The following is a 21704-nucleotide window of genomic DNA, read 5'->3' as shown; positions in this document are numbered from 1 at the left end:
TGCTTGAACGGATCAGCGCAGCGCGTCGATTTCGCGCGCGGTGCGGGCGGCGGGATCGGTGGCGATCCGCTCCAGCACGGCGATGCGGTCTTCCAGGCGGCTGATTCGTCCCATCAGCTTTTCGTTTTCGCTCGCCAGCAGGTCGATTTTTCGACCGGCGTCGGGTTCGCTTCGATCAACGGTGCCGCGCCATTCATTTTCAACCGGATAGCCGTGGCGGGCGCGGACCCAGGTGGTGAACATCCAGCCCAGCGTCGACATGGCGATGATGGCGAGGACGAAAGTTGGTCCTGCGAAGGTCATTTTAGTCTCCCTGTTCTTTTCGCCCCGCTGCGCTATTGTCAGCGCAGGCTGTCGATTTCCTCGGCCAGGCGCGTATTGCGGCTGGTGTAGAAGGTTTCGATGTCGGCCAGGCGACGGTCGATGTCGCGGAACTTGGACCGGACGTCGCGGGTGGAGCGCGCCGGGTTGGTGCGCACGCCCTGCCAGAACTTCTCGTCGTCGCGGTCGGCATAAAGGCCCGACGGTTTGTTGTCGGCGAAATAGGCGGCGGCGAAATAGGCGATCAGCGACCAGGGAAAGGCGCCCATCAGGGTGATGAGGACAGCGCCGACCCGCACCCAGACCACGTCGATCCCGGTATAGTCGGCGATGCCGGCGCACACGCCCATCCATTTGCCATTCTGCTTGTCGAGGTAGAATTTGGTGCGGCGGGCGGTCATCTCAGTTCCTCCGGTCGAATTCATATTGGTCGTCCTGCGACGGGCGGGCGGGGCGGAAATCGGGGTTGTCGGCGGCGACGATCCGTTCGACCGTCTGCAACCGTTCCTCCAGCCGCCGGGCGAGCAGGTGAAGCTCGTCCAGCAGTCTCTCGTCCTCGTCGGTGATCTTGGGCGCCTGCTTCCACTTGGTGACATAGTGGAAGATCAGCCAGGGCATGCCGATGAACAGCATGCCGCAAACCATGATGGGAACCAGCACGTCTTCCATGGGATCAGGCTTCCTTGTTCATCGCGGCTTTCAGGGCGGCGAGGTCGGCGTCGACCTTGTCGGCGGACTTCAGCTCGGCGATCTCTTCCTCCAGCGTCTTGGGCTGTGCGCCCAGACCCATGGCGTCGGCGCGCCCTTCGGCCAGGTCGACGCGGCGTTCCAGCATGTCGAACCGGGCAAAGGCCTCGTTCACCTTCTCGCCGGCATAGGCTTCGCGCACCCGCAGGCGGCTCTCGGCGCTCTGCATCCGGGTGACCAGGCTGTTCTGGCGGGCGCGGGCCTCGCGCAGCTTGGCCTGCAACTTGCTGATGTCTTCCTCCGAAGCCTTCAGCGCCTCGTCCAGCACCTCGATCTCGTGCGACAGATGCTCGGCCATGTCGGCGGCCTTCTGGCGCTCGACCAAAGCGGCTTTGGCGAGATCCTCGCGATCCTTCGACAGGGCGAGCTGCGCCTTTTCGGTCCAGCTATCCTGCAAGGCGGTCAGCTTGGCGATGTGGCGGCGCATTTCCTTCTGGTCGGCGATGGTCCGGGCGGCCGAAGCGCGCACCTCGACCAGCGTTTCTTCCATCTCCAGGATGATCATGCGGATCATCTTCGCCGGGTCTTCCGCCTTGTCGAGCAGGTCGGTGACATTGGCGGCGATGATGTCGCGGGTGCGGGAAAAAATACCCATGGGAACTTCACTCCTGACTGAAACTTCAAAGGGGGCCGGCCGGGGCGGGCGAGAGGGGGGGCGTTGCCCTCCCCGGCCGGGGGGTGCGGCCGCTTACGCCAGATAGCGGGCGGGCGCGGGGCTGGATGCCGTGCTGGCAAGAACCGGGTTGTCGCTGGCGCGGGCCGGGCCGACGGCGGAAAGGATCATGGTCGATCCGAACAGCACGGCGGTCAGGGCGACCGACACTGTCTGGCCGATGGCGCGGGCCGGGGCGGGGGTGTTCTTGTTCATCACGATACTCCTGAAACTCTGGCCTTCTGATGACCGCCTCTTGTCGGCGGGCTTGACCACAGCATTGCAGGGTGCGTGCCAATTTTGAAAAATGGCGAAAATCAGGGATTTTTCTCCCGATTCAGACGCTGTGTCAATATTTTCCTTGCGAACAAGTGGGAAATATAGCCAACATTTGGGAATGGACAAAAACACCCAGTTTGTCGGCCAATCCCTGGCGTTCCTCGACGCGGTCGAACTGGCCGGGCGGGCGGCCGAACTCAACCGACCGGTGCTGGTCATTGGCGAACGCGGCACGGGCAAGGAACTGATCGCTGAGCGCCTGCATCACCTCTCGCCCCGTTGGGGCGAGCCGCTGATCGTGATGAACTGTGCGGCATTGCCCGAAACCCTGATCGAAGCGGAATTGTTCGGCCATGAACAGGGCGCGTTCACGGGCGCCGCGCGCGCGCGCGCGGGGCGATTTGAAGAGGCGGATCGCGGCACATTGTTCCTTGACGAACTGGGCACATTGTCGATGGCGGCGCAGGAAAGGCTGCTGCGCGTCATCGAATATGGCGAAGTGACGCGCATCGGCGCTTCGCGGCCGGTGCGGGTCGACGTGCGGATCGTGGCGGCGACGAACGAGGATCTGCCCGCCGCCGCCGACGCCGGGCGTTTTCGCCCCGACCTGCTCGATCGCCTGAGCTTCGAGGTCATTACCCTGCCGCCCCTTCGTGCGCGCGAAGGGGATGTGGCGGTGCTGGCCGATCATTTCGGACGGCGCATGGCGGCTGAACTCAACTGGCCGCAATGGCTCGGCTTCGCGCCCGCTTCGATGGCCGAACTGGAAGCGCATGACTGGCCCGGCAATGTGCGGGAGTTGCGCAATGTGGTGGAGCGCGCCGTCTATCGCTGGGATGATCCGGGCCGCCCGGTCAGCGCACTGGTGTTCGATCCCTTTGCATCGCCCTGGAAGCCGCGTCCGATGATGCAGAAGGATGACGCTGCGTCCGCGCCGGCGCCCGAGCCCCCCCCCGCCGCGCCCGCCATTGATTTTCAGTCCGTCACCGATCTCAAGGCGGCGGTGGACGCGCATGAGGCGGCCATCCTGCGCGCCGCGCTCGACCGTTTCCGGTTCAACCAGCGGGCAACGGCCAAGGGGCTTGGCCTGACCTACGACCAGTTGCGCCATTGCATGAAGAAACATGGGTTGTCGGCGGGCTGAAGCGGGCCATTAACGGCGGAATCGGCCGCGCCGGTGAGGTCTTCGCATGGGGCTGAAGGGGGCATATCCCCGCACGAACCATCACCTGGCGCAACCGATGCGGTCCGACATCGCGCTCCGCGGCTTCCGAGAGGGGGATGGAAGCCAGAGATGGAGCGCCAGAGGGGCCCGGCCCGCTCATCGCATATGGTGGGGCGCTGGCCCGGTTCAAGGGGGGCGATATGATCGTTCAGGCCCTTTTCGCGCGATTGTAACGCCCGGCCCGATGTGACATAGGCACGCCCGTCCAATCCAAAAGGAGTATGAACGACATGGACGTCCAGCAGGCATCGCGCTTCACCGTCACCCGCAACAGCCAGGCTGTATCGGCTGACCAGCGCGCCGTATTGCTGGATGATCCGGGCTTTGGCCGGATTTTCACCGATCATATGGTGACCATTCGGTATACGCAGGGTCAGGGGTGGCACAGCCACAGCGTCGGCCCGCGCGAACCCTTCCTGCTCGATCCGGCCTGCGCGGTGCTGCATTATGCGCAGGAAATCTTCGAAGGGATGAAGGCCTATCGCGTCGCCGACGGCTCCATCGCCATGTTCCGGCCGCAGGAAAACGCCCGCCGCTTCGCCGAGTCCGCTGAACGCATGGCCATGCCCGCGCTGCCGGAGGACATGTTCATGGCGGCGGTCGAGGAACTGGTGAAGATCGACGCGGACTGGATTCCGCAAGGCGATGGCAGCCTGTATCTGCGACCCTTCATGTTCGCCAGCGAGACGTTCCTGGGCGTGCGTCCGGCCGCCGAATATATTTTCTGCGTCATCGCTTCGCCCGTCGGCGCCTATTTCAAGGGCGGCAAGAAGGCCGTGACCCTGTGGGTGTCCGAACATTATACCCGCGCGGCGCGCGGCGGGACGGGCGCGGCCAAATGCGGCGGCAATTATGCCGCCAGCCTGATCGCCCAGGCCGAAGCCAGCGAACATGGGTGCGACCAGGTCGTCTTCCTCGACGCCGCCGAACATCGGTGGGTCGAGGAACTGGGCGGCATGAACGTGTTTTTCGTCATGGCCGACGGCTGCATCGTCACGCCGCCGCTGTCGGGCACGATCCTGCCGGGCATCACCCGCGACAGCGTCATCACGCTGGCCCGCCAGCAAGGCATGACCGTGCGCGAGGAACCCTACAGCTTTGCCCAGTGGCGGGCCGACGCTACCAGCGGCCATCTGCGCGAGGCGTTTGCCTGCGGCACGGCGGCGGTCATCACCGCCATCGGCACGGTCAAGAGCAAGGACGGCGATTTCACCGTCGGCAATGGCGATGGCGGCATCGTGACCGAAGGGTTGCGCGCGACGCTGACCGGCATTCAGCGCGGCACGGTGGATGGCCCCGAAGGCTGGCTGCTAAGGCTGTAAAAGCGGCCTGGGGACGGCTATGCTCGCCGACATGGTCGCCGCCATCCTGTTTTCCGCCATCGCCATGAGCGCGATCGTCGCCGTCCGCTACCTGCTGGCCAGCGGCGCTTTCGCCTGGGCGACCCATCTGCGCCAGCCCGGCCTGTATCGCGGGCAGGGCGGGCAGATGCGGGCCGAAATCGGCTGGTCGCTGCTCTCCGCCTTCATCTATGGCGCGCCGGCCGGGGTGGTCGCCTGGGGCTGGCGGGCGCAGGGCTGGACGCGCATCTACGACGATCCATTCGCTTATCCGCTCTGGTATTGGCCGGTCTCGGTGCTGCTCTATCTCGCCGCGCATGACTGCTGGTTCTATTGGACCCATCGCGCCATGCACGAACCCCGGCTGTTCCGCATCGCCCATGCTGTCCATCACGCCAGTCGCCCGCCCACGGCCTGGGCGGCGATGAGCTTTCACCCGTGGGAGGCGCTCACCGGCGCCATCGTCATCCCGGCGCTCGTCTTCATCATTCCCATCCATGTCGGCGCGCTGGGACTGGTGCTGACCGTGATGACGGTCATGGGCGTCGCCAACCATATGGGGTGGGAAATGTTTCCGCGCTGGCTGGTGCGCGGACCGGCGGGCGCATGGCTCATCACCGCCAGCCATCATCAGCGTCACCATGAACAGTATCGCTGCAATTACGGCCTTTATTTCCGGTTCTGGGACCGGCTGTGCGGCACTGACCGGGGGTTGGGCGATTTCGGTGAAAAGCGGGCGATCCCATGAGGATCGCGCTGTGCCTGTCCGGCCTTTGCCCGCTGATGATCGGCGCTGCGCCGCTTGCCCAACTGCAACCGCTCAGCATCGCAATGGACGGATTGCGATCGCACAAGGGGCGAATCCTCATATGCGTCACGCGCAAGCCCGATCATTTCCCCGATTGCAGCGATGACCCCGACCGGCGGCATTTCGCGGTTCCGGCCGGCGAGGCGCCGGTGCCGCTGGGCGATGTAGCGCCGGGCGATTATGCCATCGCCATCATCCATGATGAAAATGGCAATGGCCGGCTCGACACGTTCGCCGGCATCCCGCGCGAGGGCGTGGGTTTTTCCTGCAATCCCGCGATCCGGTTTGGCGCGCCCAGTTTCCGTTCGGCCCGTTTCACCATCGCGGGCGCGGCCGTGAAACAGGATATCCGCGTCAAATATTTCCTCTGACGTCGCGGCCGTCCAAACCCCTTGCCGCCAAGGCCGCACCCGGGTAAGTTCGCTATTCGTTCTCATTGCCACGGGATAGTTTGCCGATGGATGCCCTTGCCCTCGTCCTTGTCCTGTGCGCGGCGGTCGCGGGCGTCGTGCTGGGCTGGTTGCTGCGCGGGCGCGGCGCAGCGGCGGCGCTGGCGGACCGGGCGGATCTCGTCGCGAAGCTGGACCTTGCCAGCGAACAACGCAACGCGGCGCTGCGCGATCTGGTGGTGGAGCAGGAGCGGGCGAGCCAGATCGGGCCGCTGCGCGACCGGCTGGCGCAGGCGGAGAGCGAACGCGAAATGGCCATGCGCGATCTCGCTGCGCTGCGTTCCGACGCGCAGGCGCGCGCCGAATCCTTCGAAGCGCAACTCGCCGCCTTGCGCGAGGCGAAGGACCAGCTATCGGCGCAGTTCGCGGAAATTGGCGGCAAATTGCTGGGCCAGGCGCAAAGCCAGTTCCTCGAGCGCGCCGACCAGCGTTTCGCCCAGGCCCAGGAAAAGAGCGAGGCGCAGCTTCGCCAGTTGCTCAATCCCGTCAACGAGACGATCCAACGGTACGACCAGAAGATCAGCCAGATCGAACAGCAGCGCACCGAGGCCTATGGCGCGCTCAACGGCCAGATTGAGGCGATGCGCGCGGGGCAGGAAGCGGTGCGCGCCGAGGCGCAACGACTGGTCGACTCGCTGCGTCATGCGCCCAAGGCGCGCGGCCGTTGGGGCGAGCAGCAGTTGCGCAATGTGCTGGAAACCTGCGGCTTGTCCGAACATGCCGATTTCCAGACGGAAGTGAGCGTCGAGGGCGAGGATGGCCGTCTGCGCCCCGATGTCATCATCCGCGTGCCGGGCGGCCGGTCGCTGGTCGTCGACGCCAAGGTGTCGCTCAACGCCTATCAGGACGCCTATGGCGCGCAGAGCGAGGAGGAGCGCCGCCGTTTCCTGGCCGCCCATGCCGCCGCCATGCGCGCCCATGTCGATACGCTGGGCCGCAAGGCTTATGCCGAACAATTCGAGGAAGCGCCCGATTATGTCATCATGTTCGTGCCGGGCGAACATTTCCTGTCCGCCGCATTGGAGCAGGAACCGACGCTGTGGGATCACGCCTTTGCCCGGCGGGTGTTGCTGGCGACGCCCACCAATCTGATCGCCATCGCGCGCACCGTCGCGGCGGTTTGGCGGCAAGAAAAGATGGCCGACGACGCCCGGCGCATCGGCCTGCTCGGCAAGGAGCTTTACGAACGGCTGGCCGCCGCCGCGGCCGCACTGCGCAAGCTGGGCAATCGCCTGACTGGCGCGGTCGCCGACTACAACAGCTTCGTAGGCAGTTTCGAAGGGCGCGTGCTGGTGACGGGCCGCAAGTTTCGCGACCTCAGCATCGAGACGGGCGGCAGGGAACTGGAGGAGATGGTGCCCGTCGACGCGCTGGTGCGCCAGCCCGCCGCCCCCGAATCGCAACGCGCCCTGCCCGACGCGGCGGAATGAGGGCGAAGCGGCCTCGCCGGTGACCGTCTACATCACGAAGTCCTGAGCGGTCAGTGCCGAACGGTCGATCCCGGCGAGGATCAATATGTTGCCGCCGCTGAAATCGATCACCGTGTCGTCGCCCACCTGCGTCGCCACCGCCATGATCGAATCGAAATCGGCGAATGCGCCGCCCATGTCGACATGGATGCGATCCTCCCAACCGCCGCCGGGCAGGAAATCGACTATGGTGTCGACGCCTGAATCCGTGGTCATCAAAAAGGCGTCATCGCCATCGCCGCCGACCAGCACGTCGCGGCCCCCGCCGCCGACGATATAGTCGCCGCCGCCGCCGCCCTCGATCCGGTTGTTGCCGCCATCGCCGTAAAGCGCGTCGCCCACTTCGCTGCCCCGGATATTCTCGAATCCGGTGAGGCTGTCGCCAGCGCCCTCCGATCCATAGGCGACGCCGGCGTACAGGAAGACCGAAACCCAGTTGGTCGATCCCTGATAGCTGATCGTGTCCCGCCCTTCGCCGCCATCCATCGTGTCGACGCCAAAGCCGCCCCGGATCACGTCGTTGCCGCCGCCACCGGTCAGCAGGTCGTCGCCGTCCCCGCCCGACAGCATGTTGGCGTTGTCGTCGCCGGTGATGCTGTCGCCATGGGCGGAACCGATCACGCGTTCGATGCTCTCGAAGCTGTCGCCCGTCGCATCGCCGCCCAGGGCCGTTCCGTTGGCAAGGTTGATCGTGACGCCGGCGGACGATGTGCCGTAATCGGTGCTGTCCATCCCGGTCCCGCCGATCAGCATGTCCGCGCCCGCGCCGCCGCGCAAAATGTCGGCGCCGCCGCCGCCCTCCAGCCGGTCGTCGCCGCCTCGTCCGGAAAGCAGGTTGGCCCGGCCGTCGCCGACGATCACGTCGTTGCCATCGCTCCCCTCGGCATGGACGAAATTGGCCAATAGGTCGCCGTCGGCGTCGCCGCCCGATGCGGTCTGGCTGGCGAGATCAATGGCGACGCCTGTCGCCGATCCGGCATAGCTGACGCCGTTCTGGCCGAGGCCCCCATCCAGCCGGTCGGCGCCCGTGCCGCCGTTCAGCCAGTCATTGCCGCCGCCGCCGCGCAGATCATCATCGCCCCCGGCGCCCAGCAGGCGATTATTGCCGATGTCGCCGAGCAACAGGTCGCCATGGTCGCTGCCGGCCAGGCCCTCGATCGACTCGAACCGGTCGCCCATCGCCTCGCCCGCCATGCCGCGGCCGCGATGGAGGTTGGCGGTCACGCCGCTGGTCGCGTGGGCATAGCTCGCCACGTCGAACCCGTCGCCGCCCTGCAGCAGATCGCCTTCCGCGCCGCCTTGCAACAGATCGTTGCCATCGCCGCCGGCCAGAACGTCAGCACCCGCCATGCCCAGCAGAATGTCGCGTTGCCACGATCCGGTGATCACATTGGCGAGGCCGTTGCCCACGCCCAGGAACGTCGCGGCGCTGCCCACATTGGTCAGGTTTTCGACATGATCGCCCAGCCGATAGGCGGCGGCCAGCACCCGCGCCTCGTCGACGCCCTCGCCTGCACGTTCGAACACCCGGTCGGCGATGCTGTCGATCACATAGCTGTCGTTCCCGATACCGCCCGCCATCCTGTCGTCGCCAAGGCCGCCGTCGAGATAATCGTCGCCGTCGCCGCCCAGCAACCGGTCGTCCCCGCCATAACCGAACAGCGCGTCGTCGCCGCCCAACCCCCGCAAAATATTCGTCGATTCATTGCCGTAGAGATTGTTGGCGCCCGCATTGCCGGTGCCGTTGAGCAGGCCGGGCCAGGCCAGGCTGAGCGATTCGACATGGTCGGCGAGGGTATGGCTGACGGAGGAAAAGACGATATCGTAGCCGCCGCCTTCGGCCTCCACCACGATGTCGTCGACCGAATCGACATAATAGCGGTCATGGCCGCCGCCGCCGGTCATCGCATCGGCGCCACCGCCGCCCCATATTTCGTCATTGCCCTCGCCGCCGTCGATCACGTCGTCGCCGTCGCCGCCGTCCAGATAATCGTCGCCGCCCAGCCCCGACAGACTATCGTCGCCATAGCCCGAAAGGATGATGTCGGCCGTCGCCAGCCCGGTCAGGGTCACGCCCTGTGTCGCCAGTCCGGCGTTCAGGATGTGCCATTGCATCGACACATTTTCGCCGCTGAACCAGTTCTGGGCATAGAAGTCGAGCGTCGCATCCATGATCTGGTCGCCGCCGGGAAAGCCGATGGACAGGGGCGCCCAGCCGCTGTCCCAGCCATAGCCGCCGCCACCGCCGCCGCTGCCGGAATTATGGTCGTAAAAATAGAAGGACCAGTTGGTTTCGTAGAATGATTCGCCCGTTTCCGGATCGTCATAGCCCGGCACATAATAATCGATCGATATATCGAAAGTGCCCGATTCCCGGTCGACATATAGTCCATAGTTGACGCTGCCGGACATAGGGTCTCTCCTGCCTTTATCTTTGCTTTTACTTACGCCTTTCCGGCGGTAGCGGCAAGCCTGACTCCGCCGCCGTGCCGATGATCCCCCTTCCCGGTCGGCTCAACGGTCCACGCCCTTCGCCTTCCCCCAGGCCCGCGCCGCCGTATAGCCCAGATAGCCGGTGCCAAAGAGCGCATAGAGCGGCTCGGGAAGGGCGTTGAGCCAGGCGCCTGCGCCCGCCGCCATCGCCTGCGCCATCTCCGGCCGGATCGCGCCGATGATCCCCATCGGGATCGCCCAGAGCAGCAGCGCATAGATGACATAGAGAAAGGTTGGACGCGCGCGCCTGATCCACGGATCGTCGACCGGCGGGCACGCGGAGCGGTTATCGGTTGGATCAGCCATATTATCCGATCCGGTTCGCCAGCCAGCCATAGAGAAACGCCTCATTGGCGGGACGGCTTTCGGCGAGCGCGATATAGCGTTCGCCCTGCAGGGCCTCGATGGCCTTGAGCAGCACCGCTTCGCCGCCCTTGCCGCGCAGCGCCATGAACGCGCCCAAAGCCGCCAATGTCCGCCCGCCGACCGCCCGGTCGACTTTCAGGTCGGCATAGTCGCGCTGGTTGCGGTTAAGCGCGTTAAGCGCGCGTTGCAGGAAGCCGCTGGCCGTCGCCGTGCCCATGTTGATGCCGGTGTCGAACAGTTCAGCTGCAATTTTCGGCGCGAGTTCGGCGACGAAGCCATAGCCCGGCTGGTCCCAGTAAAGCCGCCGGTAAATCGCTTCCGCCGTGGCGCGGGGCAGGGTGCGCATCGGCCCAGCATAGCCATTGGCGCGCGCCACCGCCTGGGTAATCCCCATGTTGGTCGGCCCGCCGCGATCCGCCGGATGGTCGCTATAACCGCCCTCGCGCGCGATCACCTCGTCGATCAGTGTCGATATGTCCAAAACAGCCTCCCTTCTTTTGCAGTGAGGCCGACAATTATCCCATATGGTTATATGTAGGACAGAGCCTGTGTGCCTGAGCCCGTCATCCTTGATTGATGACAAAGACCGTTACCCCCGGTTCTGACAATCTTTGTCACATGCGTAACGATCGCGGCTGGCCCTAATGGCCGCCATCAACATCAGTTGGAAATGGAGGTTCACCGATGCGTGCGATGGGGGTTGCGAAGCTTTTGGGCGGTCTGTTCTGTGCGGCGGCGGCTTTGCCCGCGCTCGCGCAGACCGACGCCGGGATCAAGGGGCATGAGGATATTCCGGGGCTGCCGACGCCCAATATCGGCGCGGGCTTTTTTGACCTGTCCGGCGATGGCCTGACCATTGCGGGCGTGGTCCGGCGCGACCCCACCACCTATGAAGCCTATCGCGTCACCGCTGCGGGATATGAACGGCTGATGGGTATGGACGGCCATGTTTATGTGCTGGCCAACGGCGTGTCCGAGGACGGGTCAAAAATCGCGGGCATTTCGCAGGCAACCTATAGCTCGCCGAGCAACGCGGTGCTGTGGGAAGGGACGACGCTTACCGTACTGGCGCACCTCAGTCCCGCCGGTTCATCACAGAGCAGCGTCGCCAACGGCATTTCCGGCGACGGCCATGTCGTCGTGGGCGGCAGCCTGGCTGGCGCAAGCGCCTATCATGCGGTTCGCTGGACCGATAAAGGCGCGCCGCAGGACATTCATGGCGGCGGCTTCGCTTCCAGCTTCGCCCAGCGCGCCAGTCGCAACGGCGCGGTTGTGGTCGGTTATGGCACGAATGCTACGCGATCCAACGAAGCCTTTGTGTGGAACGCCGCCGGGGGCATGACCGGCCTTGGCGTTCTGGCGTCGCAAGCCAGCGATGCTTTGGCGATCAGCCGCGCAACCGACGTTTCGGCCGACGGCGCAGTGGTTGTCGGATTTTCGCAGGGCGGCAACGACCGGTCCGAGGGGTTCCGCTGGACCGGTGGCGGCGGCATGGTCTCCATCGGCCTGCTGTCCGGCGGCAACAGCAGCAGGGCCTATGCGGTCAACGCCGATGGCGGCGTGATCGTCGGCGCGGCCACGCGGCCTTCGACCGTGGTCCCGTCCATTCAGGATACGCTGGCCGTTCGCTGGACCCAGAGCGGCGGACTTCAGACGCTGGTCGACTGGCTGACCGCCAACAGCGTCGCGGTGGGAGACAACAGCTTTACCGAGGCGACCGGCGTCAGCGATGACGGCCGGGTCGTCGTCGGCAAGGGGCAGATCAACGGCCATACCCAGCAGTTTATCGCCCGCGTCGCCGGATCGACCGGTGGCGGCGGTGGAACGGGCGGTGGCGGTTCCGATGGCGGCACTGGCGGCGGCACGGGTGGCGGCGGTTCCGATGGTGGAACAGGCGGCGGGACTGATGGCGGTTCCGATGGCGGCACGGGCGGTGGAACCGGGGTGATCGGCATGGTCGATTATCTGGCCAGCCTGTCGGGCAGCGGCGTCAGCCTTCAGACTTTGCTCAACGCCGCCAGCATCACCCTGTTCGGTGCGCATCACCGGCCGCTGATGGATTTCCGGCAGGATGGCCGCAATTGCGGCTGGATTACTGGCGACATGGCGGGCAGCAACCGCGCCGACCGCCGCAATTATAGCGGCGAAGTCGGCATTTGCCGCGATCTGGGCGAATCGGTCCGCATCGGTTTTGGCGGCGGGGTGGACTCCTCCCGGCTCGATCTGGGGCTGGGCGGCAGGCTGGAGACGGACGGCTATCACTTCGTCGGCGAAATTGATGTGCAGCCCGCCGGAACGCCGCTGCTCGTCAGCCTGACCGGCTATTATGCCGACTGGGATGTCGACATCGCCCGCGCCTATCAGAATGCGGCCAGCATCGACATTTCGCATGGCAAGACCGATGCGCGCGCCTGGGCCATTCGTGGCCGGATCGACTGGAGCAACCTCATCGGTTGGCGGGATGGCGGCTTTTCGCCCTATGCGGCGTTCAGCCATGCGCGGGTGACGATGGACGGCTTCACCGAAACGGGCGGCGGCTTCCCGGTGATGATGAACCGGGCCGTATCCGACTATGACGAAAGCCGTCTGGGCGGCCGGGCGACCGTTCCGCTGGCCAAGAGCGTCAAGCTGATCCTGTCGGGCGAATGGGCGCATCGCTTCCAGTCGGGCCAGCCCGCGATCGGCGGCTCCATCATCGGCATTGGCGCTTTTGCGCTGAACGCCCCGCGCAGCGCGCAGGACTGGGGCAGGGCCGGCATGGATGTCGATGTGAGCCTGGGCGGATCGGCCATGGTCTCGCTGTCGGGCCACGCCATGGTCGGCGATGGCGAGGACGCGCGGCTGGGCGGCAGCATCAGCCTGCGCTTCGGCTTCTAGGACGGATCGACATTCAGTTCTGGCGGCCTGCAAATCGCCCATTTTCGCGCTTCCGGTGCTCACGGACCTGAAGTCCGCTGCGCTCCGGGTCACGAAAAAGCACGATTTTCGGCTCGCCATCTCCTGAATGTCGATCCGCCCTGATCCCGCGCGGCGAGTGACGTTCAGAGAGGGCGCTCCGGATCGCGATGGTCCGGGGCGCCTTCTCTGTTATCGGGCGATGCGGGCGGGCGGGGCCATCAACTCGCGGATGACCCCCCAATAGCTTCGCGTGACATGCGCCTGCGTCGCATAGTCCGGGTCGCTCATCAGATGATCGTGCAACCGGCGCAGATTATGCCAGGGCACCGACGGGAACAGATGATGTTCCAGATGATAGCTGACGTTGAGCGGCCCGATCAGGATGCGGTCGAGCAATGTGGGGATGACCGTGCGGGTGCCATTGAGTTCCACCGCGTCGGCGACCCCGGCATGTTCGGCCATGGCGCGCAGCCGGTTGAAGACATTGGCCCAGATGAACTGAGGCGCCATGAACAGCCCCAATATCTGCCAGCGCCAGGGCGACCACAGGATCAGGCCATAGACGATCACCGCCCAGACGACATAGCGCAGCCGCAAGGCGAGCGGATAATCATAGCCGAAACGCCGGGGGTTGTGGAAATTGGAGACTGGCGACCAGACCCTCCCGGCGCGCGCCACCCGGTAATAGTTGAGCCCCAGCAGGCTGCGGATGAACAGCCAGGTCATGGCAGGGCCGCTTTTGGGGAAATATTGGTCAGGATCCTTGCGCTGCGCCCGATAATCATAATCGCGCATCGTGTTGGTATGGCGATGGTGGACCATATGAGCCACGCGATACAGGTCGATGCTGATGAACATGGGATAGGCAACGAAAATGTCGCCGATCAGGTCGTTGATGCGGCGATCGCTGAACAACAGGCCGTGGCAGGCATCGTGCATCATCACGGCGAGGCATTGAATGCGCGTGCCGATGACAATAGCAGCGATCAAATAGGTCGCGACATGATCGACGCGGATCGCCACCGCCATGGCCGCGACGACGATAATCCATTGCAGCGCCAGCAACAGCGCGTTGCGGCGATTGTCGACGACGGACAATCGCCGGGCGACCGCCACCGCGCCTGCCCTGGCATATCGGTATCCGGGCGGGCGATCCCCGGCGGCGTCATTCATGGCGGATCGTCTCCGAAAGGCGCGACGAATGCTAGGATCGCGGGCCGGGGGCGTCAAGCTTTGCGCCTTGCCCGATATTGCGCCTTTGGCCGGGAAAGGCAATGAATCCGTCGTGACGGATCAAGCTGAAATGCGGGCAATGCCATTGCGGTCACCGGCGCGCCAACCCCGATTGACCTGCCGTCCTCGATCATCGTTTTGGATGCATGATCCTTTCTTAACCCGTCTCCTCCATCCTTCCGCCCGTGTTCGGCGTCCGCCTCTCGTCCCTCTTCACCAGTCGCTGGTTTGCCCTGCTATGGGCGGTGCTGGTGATCTTGACAGCGCTTGAGTTTGTAGGCGTGGGCGACGATGGCGCCGGCAATGGTGCGGATAATCTGACAGCCGAACAGCGGGACGCCATCGCCAACGCATTTTGAACGGGCGCGTGGGCGACCCTTTCGACCTTCGCCATGCACCCGCGCCATCCCATGAACGCCCTGTTATTTTACGTTCATGCAACGACTCCTCCGGCGCGTCGTTCTGGCTCCAGAGATTTTGGAATTGAGGGAAGGAGCAAATCCCATGAACTTTGGCTTGAGGCAGGCGATGGTCGCCCTTTCGCTGGCCGCCGTGACGCTGACCGGCGTTGCCGCGACCCCGGCGATGGCCGATCCGCCCCACCATCGCGGCCATGATCGCCATGACTGGAAACATGGCGGCAAGCATGACCGTGATTACCGCAAGGGGTACAGGCAGGGTTATCGCGAGGCTTCGCGCGATCGCTATGTCCGCCCCGGCCGGGTCATCTACCGCTATGACTATAACCGGCCCGATCCGCGCTATGGCCGCTATTACCGGGCCGACCGTTATTATCGCAGCGGTTATGAACCGATCCGCGTGACCCGTGCGACCCGCATCTACCGCGGCTATGACAACCGCTATTATTGCCGCCGGTCGGATGGCACCACCGGCCTGATCGTCGGCGCGGCGCTCGGCGGCCTGCTGGGCAGCCAGATCGACCAGGGCCGGTCGAACACCGCTGGCGTCCTGATCGGCGCGGGCGCGGGCGCGCTGCTGGGCCGGGAGATCGACCGGGGCAACCTGAACTGTCGTTAAATGGCCGGGCGGCCCTAACCCGGGCTTAATGCCTGGGCATTAAAGCCCTCAGGATGCAGTCCCTGTATCCGCCCGCCACGCAAAGATCGCGCGCCGCGCCCCGCCCGTCGGGACGCGGCGTTGCCGTGCCGGGCGCGGGCGCAGGCGCCCATGCCGCCTATCGCCCCGACATAGACGGGCTGCGCGCCATCGCCATCCTGCCGGTGCTGCTGTTCCATGCCCATGTGCCTGGCCTGTCGGGCGGTTATGTCGGCGTCGACATCTTCTTCGTCATTTCCGGCTTCCTCATCACCGGCCTCATCGCGCGGGAATTGGATGAGGGGCGCTTTTCCATCATCCGTTTCTATGAACGGCGCGCGCGGCGGATTTTGCCCGCGCTTTCCGCCATGCTGGCCGTCGTGCTGGCGGCGGCGGCCTTCCTCTATCTGCCTGGCGATTTCGAGGGCGTGCCGCGATCCGCGCTGGCGGCGATCCTGTTCCTGTCCAACCTGTGGTTCTTCACCGACACTGGTTATTTCGCGGGTGGGGCGGACAGCAAGCCGTTGCTGCACACATGGTCGCTGGCGGTGGAGGAGCAATTCTACATCGCCTTCCCGCTGTTGCTGATGCTGATCGCGCGGTTCGCGCCGGGCGCGCGCAAGCCGTTGATCGCCGGGGCAGCCGCCGGATCGCTGGCGCTGTGCATCGCCATGCGCGACGATGCCAGCGGTTTCGCCTTCTACCTTCCCGCCACGCGCGCATGGGAATTGCTGGCGGGCGCGATGCTGGCGTTGGGGCTGTTCCCGGCCATCGCGGCGGGCTGGCGGCGCGAAGCCGTGGCCGCCGCCGGAATCGTGGCCATCGCCACCGCGATCCTGATGTTCACGCCCGATACGCCTTTTCCCGGCATCGCCGCGCTGTTGCCGGTCGCCGGGGCGGCGATGCTGATATATGCGGCGCCCGGCACACTGGTGGGCCGCGCGCTGGGCGGCGGGCCGCCGCGCGCCATCGGCCTCATCTCCTATTCGCTGTATCTGTGGCACTGGCCGGTCATCGTCTTTGCCGAATATGCGACGGACGCGCCATTGGCCGGCGGACGGACGGTTGCTGCGATTGCGGCCTCCTTGGCCCTGGCCGTCCTGTCCTGGCGCTATGTCGAACGGCCGTTCCGCAATCCCGCGCGCGTTCCCGCCCGGCGCATCTTCACCCTGTCGGCGCTCGCCATGGGCGGCCTGTCGCTCGCGTCGCTGGCGATGATCGCGGCGGGACCGTGGAGCGGGCGCTTTTCGCCACGCGCGCTGGAACTGGCCGCCGGGCGCAGCGACATCAGCCCCGAACGCGGCCGGTGCCATGATACCGCGATGCGCGGACAAGCGCCCTGCCTGCTGGGGACGGAAGGCGCGGCGCCCGACACGTTGTTATGGGGCGACAGCCATGGCGTGGAACTGGCGCATATATTGTCGCTCGGGGCGCGGGCGCAGGGCCGCGCCCTGCTTCAGCAGACGACATCCAGTTGCCCGCCGGTGCTCGACTGGCGCGGCGCGCGCGACGCTCGCTGCGCCCGCGCCAATGCCGACCTGTTCGCCATGCTGCGCGCCCGGCCGGAGATAAAACGCGTCTACCTTGCCGCCTTCTGGGCCAGCGGCGCCTTTGCGGATCGCGCTGCGCTCGCCCGGCTGGACCGCACCATCGCCGCGCTCGCAAAAGCGGGCAAACAGGTGGTGGTGATCGGCCCGGTCCCGCCCCAGCCCTTCGACGTGCCCCGGCGGCTGGCCCATGCGGCGGGCCGGGAAAGCGCAATCACGGGGCGCGACCGTGCAACCATGCGACCGATGATCGCCGGGTGGGACGCGCTGATGGCGCGCTGGCAGGCGCGCGGCGTTCGCCTGATCGACCCGCGCGCACGGCTCTGCCCGAATGGGCCATGCGCGATCATCGCCGATGGCCAGCCGCTCTATTTCGATTCCCATCATCTGAGCGTCGCGGGCGCCCGGCTGGTGCTGCGCGGCCAGCCTTACTGACCCGTCATTCCGCCGCCATCGGATATTCGGCGCGCGGCAGGGCGCGAGACAGAGCATCGACAATGGTGACGATCAGCGCGCGGATGCGGTCCAGTCCCGGCCCCGGCTCCTCCATCGCATCGTCCAGATACAGCCGCCGGTCGATTTCGATCTGGATCGCGTGCAGGCCCCGGTCGGGTCGCCCATGCCTATCAAGCAGATGGTCGCCGGCATAGGGGCTGTTGCGCGCGGCGACGATGCCGATCCCTCCGGCCGCGTCGACCACCATTTGCGCCAGCCGGTCCGATGCGCTGCGCCCGAAGCGATCGCCAACGACGATGGCGGGCGTCCGCCCGTCAAGCGCCGGAGGCAGGGGCGGCATCGAATGCAGGTCGACCAGGATCGCGTGGCCATGCGCTTCCCGCGCGGCCAGCATAAGGGCCGTGAGGGCGGCATGATAGGGCCGATGCACCGTAGCGATCCAACCCTGAACATCGTCCCAGCCGACGGGCCGTCTCCACAGATCGCCCACGCCAGACAAACGACGCGGCATCAGCCCCAGCCCACCGCGCAGTTTGACGCTGGAATGAAGCGGCCACTCGCGCGGCATGCCCGCGACCATGGCGGGATCGATTTCGCGCTCATGCCGGTTGAGGTCGATCATCGCCCGGGGCGTGCGCGCTACCAGAATATTATGCCCGCGCGCGATCAGCGGCTGGGCGAGCAGGTCGACATGGCGATCCTCCAGCCGTTGCAGCACCGAAGCGGACACGCGCGCACGCGCCAGAAGGTCTGCGGGATATTCGCGCCCGGCATGGGGAATGGACAGGATGACGGGGCTGGCCGGAATATCCGGACCATGAAGGTCGAAGGCAGCGCAGCCATCAGGCGAGGCGGGAGGGGCGCTGGCTTTCAAACATGTCCTTTCATGGCGCGCCTTTTCGGCCCTGGGCCAAATATGGTTAGCCGACTGGATATTATTAAGAGCTTATCGCATAATGATCGCCGTCACGCCATACCACCGATCCGGGGATGGCGAGGATGGGGGATAAACGGGACATATGGTTCGCATCTTGCTGGCCGAAGACGATGAAAGCATGCGCGCCTATCTCGCCCGCGCGCTGGAAAAGTCCGGCTATGAGGTCATTGCCGTGGGCAACGGCGCGGATGCCCTGCCCCTGATCGAATCGGATCGGTTCGACCTGCTTTTGACCGACATCGTCATGCCCGAAATGGACGGCATCGAACTGGCGCAGCACGCCGCGCAGGCCGCGCCCGACATGCGGATCATGTTCATCACCGGCTTTGCCGCCGTCACGCTGAAAGCCGGGAAGGCTGTGCCGCAGGCCAAGGTGCTGTCCAAGCCCTTCCACCTGCGCGATCTGGTGCTGGAGGTGGAACGCATGTTCGGCAGCGAAAGCCTGACCGGCCTCAATTGAACGCCGCGCCTGTGGGCTTTTGCCTGAAACGCGTCTTTGGCGCATTTTCCAGACAGGCTCTCAATCGGGGATCACTTCTTCCATATCCGGCGTCGGATCGAGCGGCACGCCCTTCATCGCCAGCGCGAAGCGTCCGCGGTCCAGCCCCTTTTCCCATGCCGACACGACCACCGTCGCCACCGCATTGCCGATGAAGTTGGTCAGGCTGCGGCACTCGCTCATGAAGCGGTCGACCCCCAGGATCAGCGTCATCCCCGCCACCGGCACCGACGGCACGATCGACAGCGTCGCCGCCAGGGTGATGAAGCCCGCGCCGGTCACGCCCGCCGCCCCCTTGGAAGAGATCATCGCCACCAGCAGCAACAGCACCTGTTCCTCCAGGCTGACATGGACGTTGCACGCCTGCGCGATGAACAGGGCGGCCAGCGTCATGTAGATATTGGTGCCGTCGAGGTTGAAGCTGTAGCCGGTGGGCACGACCAGCCCGACCACCGACTTGCGGCACCCGGCCCGCTCCATCTTCTCGATCAGGCTGGGCAGGGCGGCTTCGGAGGAAGAGGTGCCGAGCACCAGCAGCAATTCGGCCTTGAGGTAGCGGATGAGGTGCAGGATGTTGAACCCCGCCAGCCGCGCGACCAGACCCAGCACCCCCAGCACGAAGATCAGCGCGGTGAGGTAGAAAGTGGCGACCAGCCCCGCCAGGTTGACCAGCGCCCCCAGCCCATATTGGCCGATGGTGAAGGCCATCGCGCCGAACGCGCCGACCGGCGCAGCCTTCATCAGGAAGGCGACCAGCTTGAACACCGCATGGCTGGCCGATTCCATCACGGTCAGCAGTGGAGTAGCCTTGTCCCCGATCATCGTCAGCGCGATGCCGAACAATATGGCGACGAACAGTACCTGCAATATATTGCCGTCGGCCACCGCCGACACCATCGTCGACGGGATGATGTCCATCAGGAACCCGGTCAGCGTGCGCTCATGCGCCTGATGCTCGAACGCCACCACCTTGCTGGCGTCGAGCGTGGCGGGATCGATGTTCAGCCCCGCGCCCGGCTGGACAATATTGCCGACGATCAGGCCGACAACCAGCGCCAGCGTGGAAAAGGTCAGGAAATAGCCGAACGCCTTGGCCGCGACCCGGCCGATCGCGCCCAGTTCCTTCATCCCGGCAATGCCGGTGACGATGGTCAGAAAGATGACCGGCGCGATGATCATCTTGACCAGCTTGATGAAGGCGTCGCCAAAGGGCTTCATCGCCCTGCCGGTTTCGGGCCAGAAATGCCCCATCAGCACGCCCAGCGCGATGGCGATGAGCACCTGAACATAAAGCTGGCGATACCAGGGGAGGACAGGCGTGGTCTGAACCGGCGAATCTGATGGCAACATGGTCTGGCGCGTCCCCTTGCTGCGCGGCAGCATATGGCCTGATCCCCCCCTGTCCACCCCCCAACCGGCCGATGATGACGAAGGACACCGATTCCCGCTTGCAAGCATCATCAACCGCCGCTATGCGCTGCCTTCCCAAGTGGGCGTGTAGCTCAGTGGTAGAGCACTGTGTTGACATCGCAGGGGTCGCAAGTTCAATCCTTGCCACGCCCACCATCGAAACCCCCGCCATCCCCATGGGTTGGCGGGGGTTTTGTTTTTGGGGCGCAATGGCCGGGGCAGGCGTGGTGCTGCCGAGCGCCTTATAGGTGGGCGAGCGCCCAGCGCGGAATTCGCGCCCTGCCCTCCATCATCCATGCGCGAAACATCAGAAAAGCTGGACCCCGGGGTCAAGCCCGGGGCGACGAGGGGTCGGAAGCGGACCGGCTGCTCACATCCTCGCAAGTTTGCCAACCCTGGAAATCAGGCCGGTTGGGGATTGACCAAAATCTCTCCCCAATTTCCTGATCCTCACCCCAGTTCCAGATGCAGGGCGGTTGGCTGGGCCGCCGGCAGGCCGGCCGATTTCGCCTGCGCCATCAGTTCCTCTTTGCGGGTCAACATCTGGTCGCGCAGCGCGACCAGATCGACATCGGTTTTCCGGCATTGGGCGAACATGCCTTCGGACGGCATTTCTTCCTCATGGACATGGTGCTTGATCTCCTCGGAGAGCACCTTGACCTTGGCATCATAGAAATCGTCATCGGGGCTCCCTGCCTCGATATCGTTGACCAGCACTTTGGCGCCGTCATGCTCGACATAGGCTTCATCGAGCGTGTCGCTCTCAATCTTTCCGCGAAAGGCGGGATAGAAGATTTCCTCCTCGATCAACGTGTGGATCTTGAGTTCGGTACAAATCTCATGAGCGAGCGCCTGCTTCCTGCTCGATGAGGTGGCCTTCTCAAATTTCTCGAACAGGTCCTCGACCTTGCGGTGATCCGCCTTGAGCAGGGCAATGGCGTCGGTGAAGGTTTCGCTGGGCATGATATTCTCCTGTGGAGTGCTGCCCGAAAAACGAGCGTATCATGCCATCTGTTCCCTGCAAGCGACTCGCAGCACGACGAAGCGTGCAGCATTACGAAATGAATTAGAATTACGGGGGCGAATTCCGGAACTACGCTGACAGTTTACTTGACCACTCCATCCTGAGCCAGTGCCCCCCCCGCCAACATCCGCCGCCGCAATCAATCGCCATGTCATCGGGCCACTAACCCATCCGCCCATGGACAAGTCGACGCCCCTTAGAGCCTGATTCGAAACCCCTGCGGGTCGGTCTGGCGGGTCTTTTTCGCACTGATTTCGTCGCGATCTTGCCACGATGTCCCGGCATCGCGGCGACGATCGCTCCTTATCAGCACCAAAAATCCCTCGCCAACCCTCCGCCGCCGGAGTTTCGGATCAGGCTCTTACACTTCTCGTTACGCCAGGATCGCCACCCACAAAAACAGACCCCCGCCCAAAAATTCCCCTGTCCTCAACCCCGGCCCCTTTGATACGCCCTTGCCCGTCTACTCCGCACAAAACGTCAGGGTTGCGCGCG

The 21704-nt window shown here is 65.0% G+C and carries 22 protein-coding genes and 1 tRNA gene; 11 read left to right on the top strand and 12 right to left on the bottom strand.

The window, feature by feature from the left end; all coding sequences use genetic code 11:
* Nucleotides 1–12: 12 nt before the first annotated feature.
* From GGR44_RS07890 to GGR44_RS07870, 5 genes are all read right to left on the bottom strand, one after another.
* Nucleotides 13–303 (bottom strand): hypothetical protein, encoded by a 291-nt coding sequence (locus GGR44_RS07890; RefSeq protein WP_183955036.1) that lies wholly within the window; start codon nucleotides 301–303, stop codon nucleotides 13–15.
* A gap of 38 nt (nucleotides 304–341) precedes the next feature.
* The gene (gene pspC, locus GGR44_RS07885) at nucleotides 342–722 is read right to left on the bottom strand and encodes an envelope stress response membrane protein PspC (RefSeq protein ID WP_183955035.1); all 381 of its coding nucleotides are present in this window, start codon (nucleotides 720–722) and stop codon (nucleotides 342–344) included.
* A 1-nt stretch (nucleotide 723) separates the two neighbouring features.
* A complete protein-coding gene (pspB, locus tag GGR44_RS07880; RefSeq protein WP_183955034.1) occupies nucleotides 724–990 on the bottom strand; it encodes an envelope stress response membrane protein PspB in 267 nt (88 codons plus the stop codon).
* Between the two features lie 4 nt (nucleotides 991–994).
* The gene (gene pspA, locus GGR44_RS07875; protein ID WP_183955033.1) at nucleotides 995–1663 is read right to left on the bottom strand and encodes a phage shock protein PspA; all 669 of its coding nucleotides are present in this window, start codon (nucleotides 1661–1663) and stop codon (nucleotides 995–997) included.
* Nucleotides 1664–1756: 93 nt separating this feature from the next.
* Nucleotides 1757–1936, bottom strand: coding sequence for a hypothetical protein (locus GGR44_RS07870; RefSeq protein ID WP_183955032.1), 180 nt, complete (start codon nucleotides 1934–1936; stop codon nucleotides 1757–1759).
* Between the two features lie 181 nt (nucleotides 1937–2117).
* On the opposite strand from GGR44_RS07870, the gene pspF reads away from it, so the two are divergent.
* The 5 genes from pspF to GGR44_RS07845 all read left to right on the top strand — a co-directional run bounded on the left by pspF (nucleotide 2118) and on the right by GGR44_RS07845 (nucleotide 7251).
* A complete protein-coding gene (gene pspF / locus GGR44_RS07865; RefSeq protein ID WP_183955031.1) occupies nucleotides 2118–3143 on the top strand; it encodes a phage shock protein operon transcriptional activator in 1026 nt (341 codons plus the stop codon).
* A 311-nt stretch (nucleotides 3144–3454) separates the two neighbouring features.
* Nucleotides 3455–4546, top strand: coding sequence for a branched-chain amino acid aminotransferase (locus GGR44_RS07860; RefSeq protein ID WP_183955265.1), 1092 nt, complete (start codon nucleotides 3455–3457; stop codon nucleotides 4544–4546).
* Between the two features lie 31 nt (nucleotides 4547–4577).
* Complete coding sequence (locus tag GGR44_RS07855) at nucleotides 4578–5312, top strand: sterol desaturase family protein (RefSeq protein WP_183955264.1); 735 nt, start codon at nucleotides 4578–4580, stop codon at nucleotides 5310–5312.
* A complete protein-coding gene (locus GGR44_RS07850; RefSeq protein WP_425511306.1) occupies nucleotides 5309–5743 on the top strand; it encodes a DUF2141 domain-containing protein in 435 nt (144 codons plus the stop codon). The genes GGR44_RS07855 and GGR44_RS07850 overlap by 4 nt, the downstream gene beginning before the upstream one ends.
* A gap of 86 nt (nucleotides 5744–5829) precedes the next feature.
* Nucleotides 5830–7251 carry a DNA recombination protein RmuC gene (locus tag GGR44_RS07845; RefSeq protein ID WP_183955030.1) on the top strand — a complete coding sequence of 474 codons (1422 nt, stop codon included), beginning with the start codon at nucleotides 5830–5832 and terminating at the stop codon, nucleotides 7249–7251.
* Between the two features lie 27 nt (nucleotides 7252–7278).
* Here GGR44_RS07845 and GGR44_RS07840 read toward each other — a convergent pair whose 3' ends face one another.
* The 3 genes from GGR44_RS07840 to GGR44_RS07830 all read right to left on the bottom strand — a co-directional run bounded on the left by GGR44_RS07840 (nucleotide 7279) and on the right by GGR44_RS07830 (nucleotide 10630).
* Nucleotides 7279–9702 (bottom strand): calcium-binding protein, encoded by a 2424-nt coding sequence (locus tag GGR44_RS07840; RefSeq protein ID WP_183955029.1) that lies wholly within the window; start codon nucleotides 9700–9702, stop codon nucleotides 7279–7281.
* Between the two features lie 102 nt (nucleotides 9703–9804).
* Nucleotides 9805–10089 (bottom strand): 3TM-type holin, encoded by a 285-nt coding sequence (locus tag GGR44_RS07835; protein ID WP_183955028.1) that lies wholly within the window; start codon nucleotides 10087–10089, stop codon nucleotides 9805–9807.
* A 1-nt stretch (nucleotide 10090) separates the two neighbouring features.
* Entirely contained in the window at nucleotides 10091–10630 is a 540-nt protein-coding gene (locus GGR44_RS07830) for a glycoside hydrolase family 108 protein (RefSeq protein ID WP_183955027.1), read from the bottom strand.
* Between the two features lie 203 nt (nucleotides 10631–10833).
* Here GGR44_RS07830 and GGR44_RS07825 point away from each other — a divergent pair, with 203 nt between their 5' ends.
* Nucleotides 10834–13026, top strand: a complete 2193-nt coding sequence (locus GGR44_RS07825) for an autotransporter domain-containing protein (RefSeq protein ID WP_183955026.1) — start codon at nucleotides 10834–10836, stop codon at nucleotides 13024–13026.
* A 210-nt stretch (nucleotides 13027–13236) separates the two neighbouring features.
* Here the strand turns inward: GGR44_RS07825 and GGR44_RS07820 are convergent, their stop codons facing one another.
* Nucleotides 13237–14220: a fatty acid desaturase family protein gene (locus GGR44_RS07820; protein ID WP_183955025.1), complete on the bottom strand. Its 984-nt coding sequence runs from the start codon at nucleotides 14218–14220 to the stop codon at nucleotides 13237–13239.
* A gap of 245 nt (nucleotides 14221–14465) precedes the next feature.
* On the opposite strand from GGR44_RS07820, the gene GGR44_RS07815 reads away from it, so the two are divergent.
* The 3 genes from GGR44_RS07815 (at nucleotide 14466) to GGR44_RS07805 (ending at nucleotide 17318) form a co-directional block, all read left to right on the top strand.
* Nucleotides 14466–14639: a hypothetical protein gene (locus GGR44_RS07815; protein ID WP_183955024.1), complete on the top strand. Its 174-nt coding sequence runs from the start codon at nucleotides 14466–14468 to the stop codon at nucleotides 14637–14639.
* Between the two features lie 145 nt (nucleotides 14640–14784).
* Complete coding sequence (locus GGR44_RS07810) at nucleotides 14785–15318, top strand: glycine zipper 2TM domain-containing protein (RefSeq protein WP_183955023.1); 534 nt, start codon at nucleotides 14785–14787, stop codon at nucleotides 15316–15318.
* A 53-nt stretch (nucleotides 15319–15371) separates the two neighbouring features.
* Nucleotides 15372–17318, top strand: coding sequence for an acyltransferase family protein (locus GGR44_RS07805; RefSeq protein ID WP_183955022.1), 1947 nt, complete (start codon nucleotides 15372–15374; stop codon nucleotides 17316–17318).
* A 4-nt stretch (nucleotides 17319–17322) separates the two neighbouring features.
* Here GGR44_RS07805 and GGR44_RS07800 read toward each other — a convergent pair whose 3' ends face one another.
* The gene (locus GGR44_RS07800; protein ID WP_183955021.1) at nucleotides 17323–18213 is read right to left on the bottom strand and encodes an N-formylglutamate amidohydrolase; all 891 of its coding nucleotides are present in this window, start codon (nucleotides 18211–18213) and stop codon (nucleotides 17323–17325) included.
* Between the two features lie 145 nt (nucleotides 18214–18358).
* Here GGR44_RS07800 and cpdR point away from each other — a divergent pair, with 145 nt between their 5' ends.
* Entirely contained in the window at nucleotides 18359–18736 is a 378-nt protein-coding gene (gene cpdR, locus GGR44_RS07795) for a cell cycle two-component system response regulator CpdR (RefSeq protein WP_183955020.1), read from the top strand.
* Between the two features lie 60 nt (nucleotides 18737–18796).
* Here the strand turns inward: cpdR and GGR44_RS07790 are convergent, their stop codons facing one another.
* On the bottom strand, nucleotides 18797–20125 hold the full coding sequence (locus GGR44_RS07790) for a dicarboxylate/amino acid:cation symporter (protein ID WP_183955262.1): 1329 nt from the start codon (nucleotides 20123–20125) through the stop codon (nucleotides 18797–18799).
* 141 nt (nucleotides 20126–20266) lie between these two features.
* Here GGR44_RS07790 and GGR44_RS07785 point away from each other — a divergent pair.
* Nucleotides 20267–20341: transfer RNA gene (locus GGR44_RS07785), tRNA-Val, on the top strand.
* Between the two features lie 294 nt (nucleotides 20342–20635).
* On the opposite strand, the gene GGR44_RS07780 is transcribed toward GGR44_RS07785, so the two are convergent.
* A complete protein-coding gene (locus GGR44_RS07780; RefSeq protein WP_183955019.1) occupies nucleotides 20636–21148 on the bottom strand; it encodes a hemerythrin domain-containing protein in 513 nt (170 codons plus the stop codon).
* Between the last annotated feature and the right edge of the window lie 556 nt (nucleotides 21149–21704).

Origin of the sequence: Sphingobium fontiphilum (assembly GCF_014196635.1) — a bacterium.
Classification (GTDB): domain Bacteria; phylum Pseudomonadota; class Alphaproteobacteria; order Sphingomonadales; family Sphingomonadaceae; genus Sphingobium; species Sphingobium fontiphilum.
This window is presented reverse-complemented; position numbering and strand designations above follow the sequence as displayed.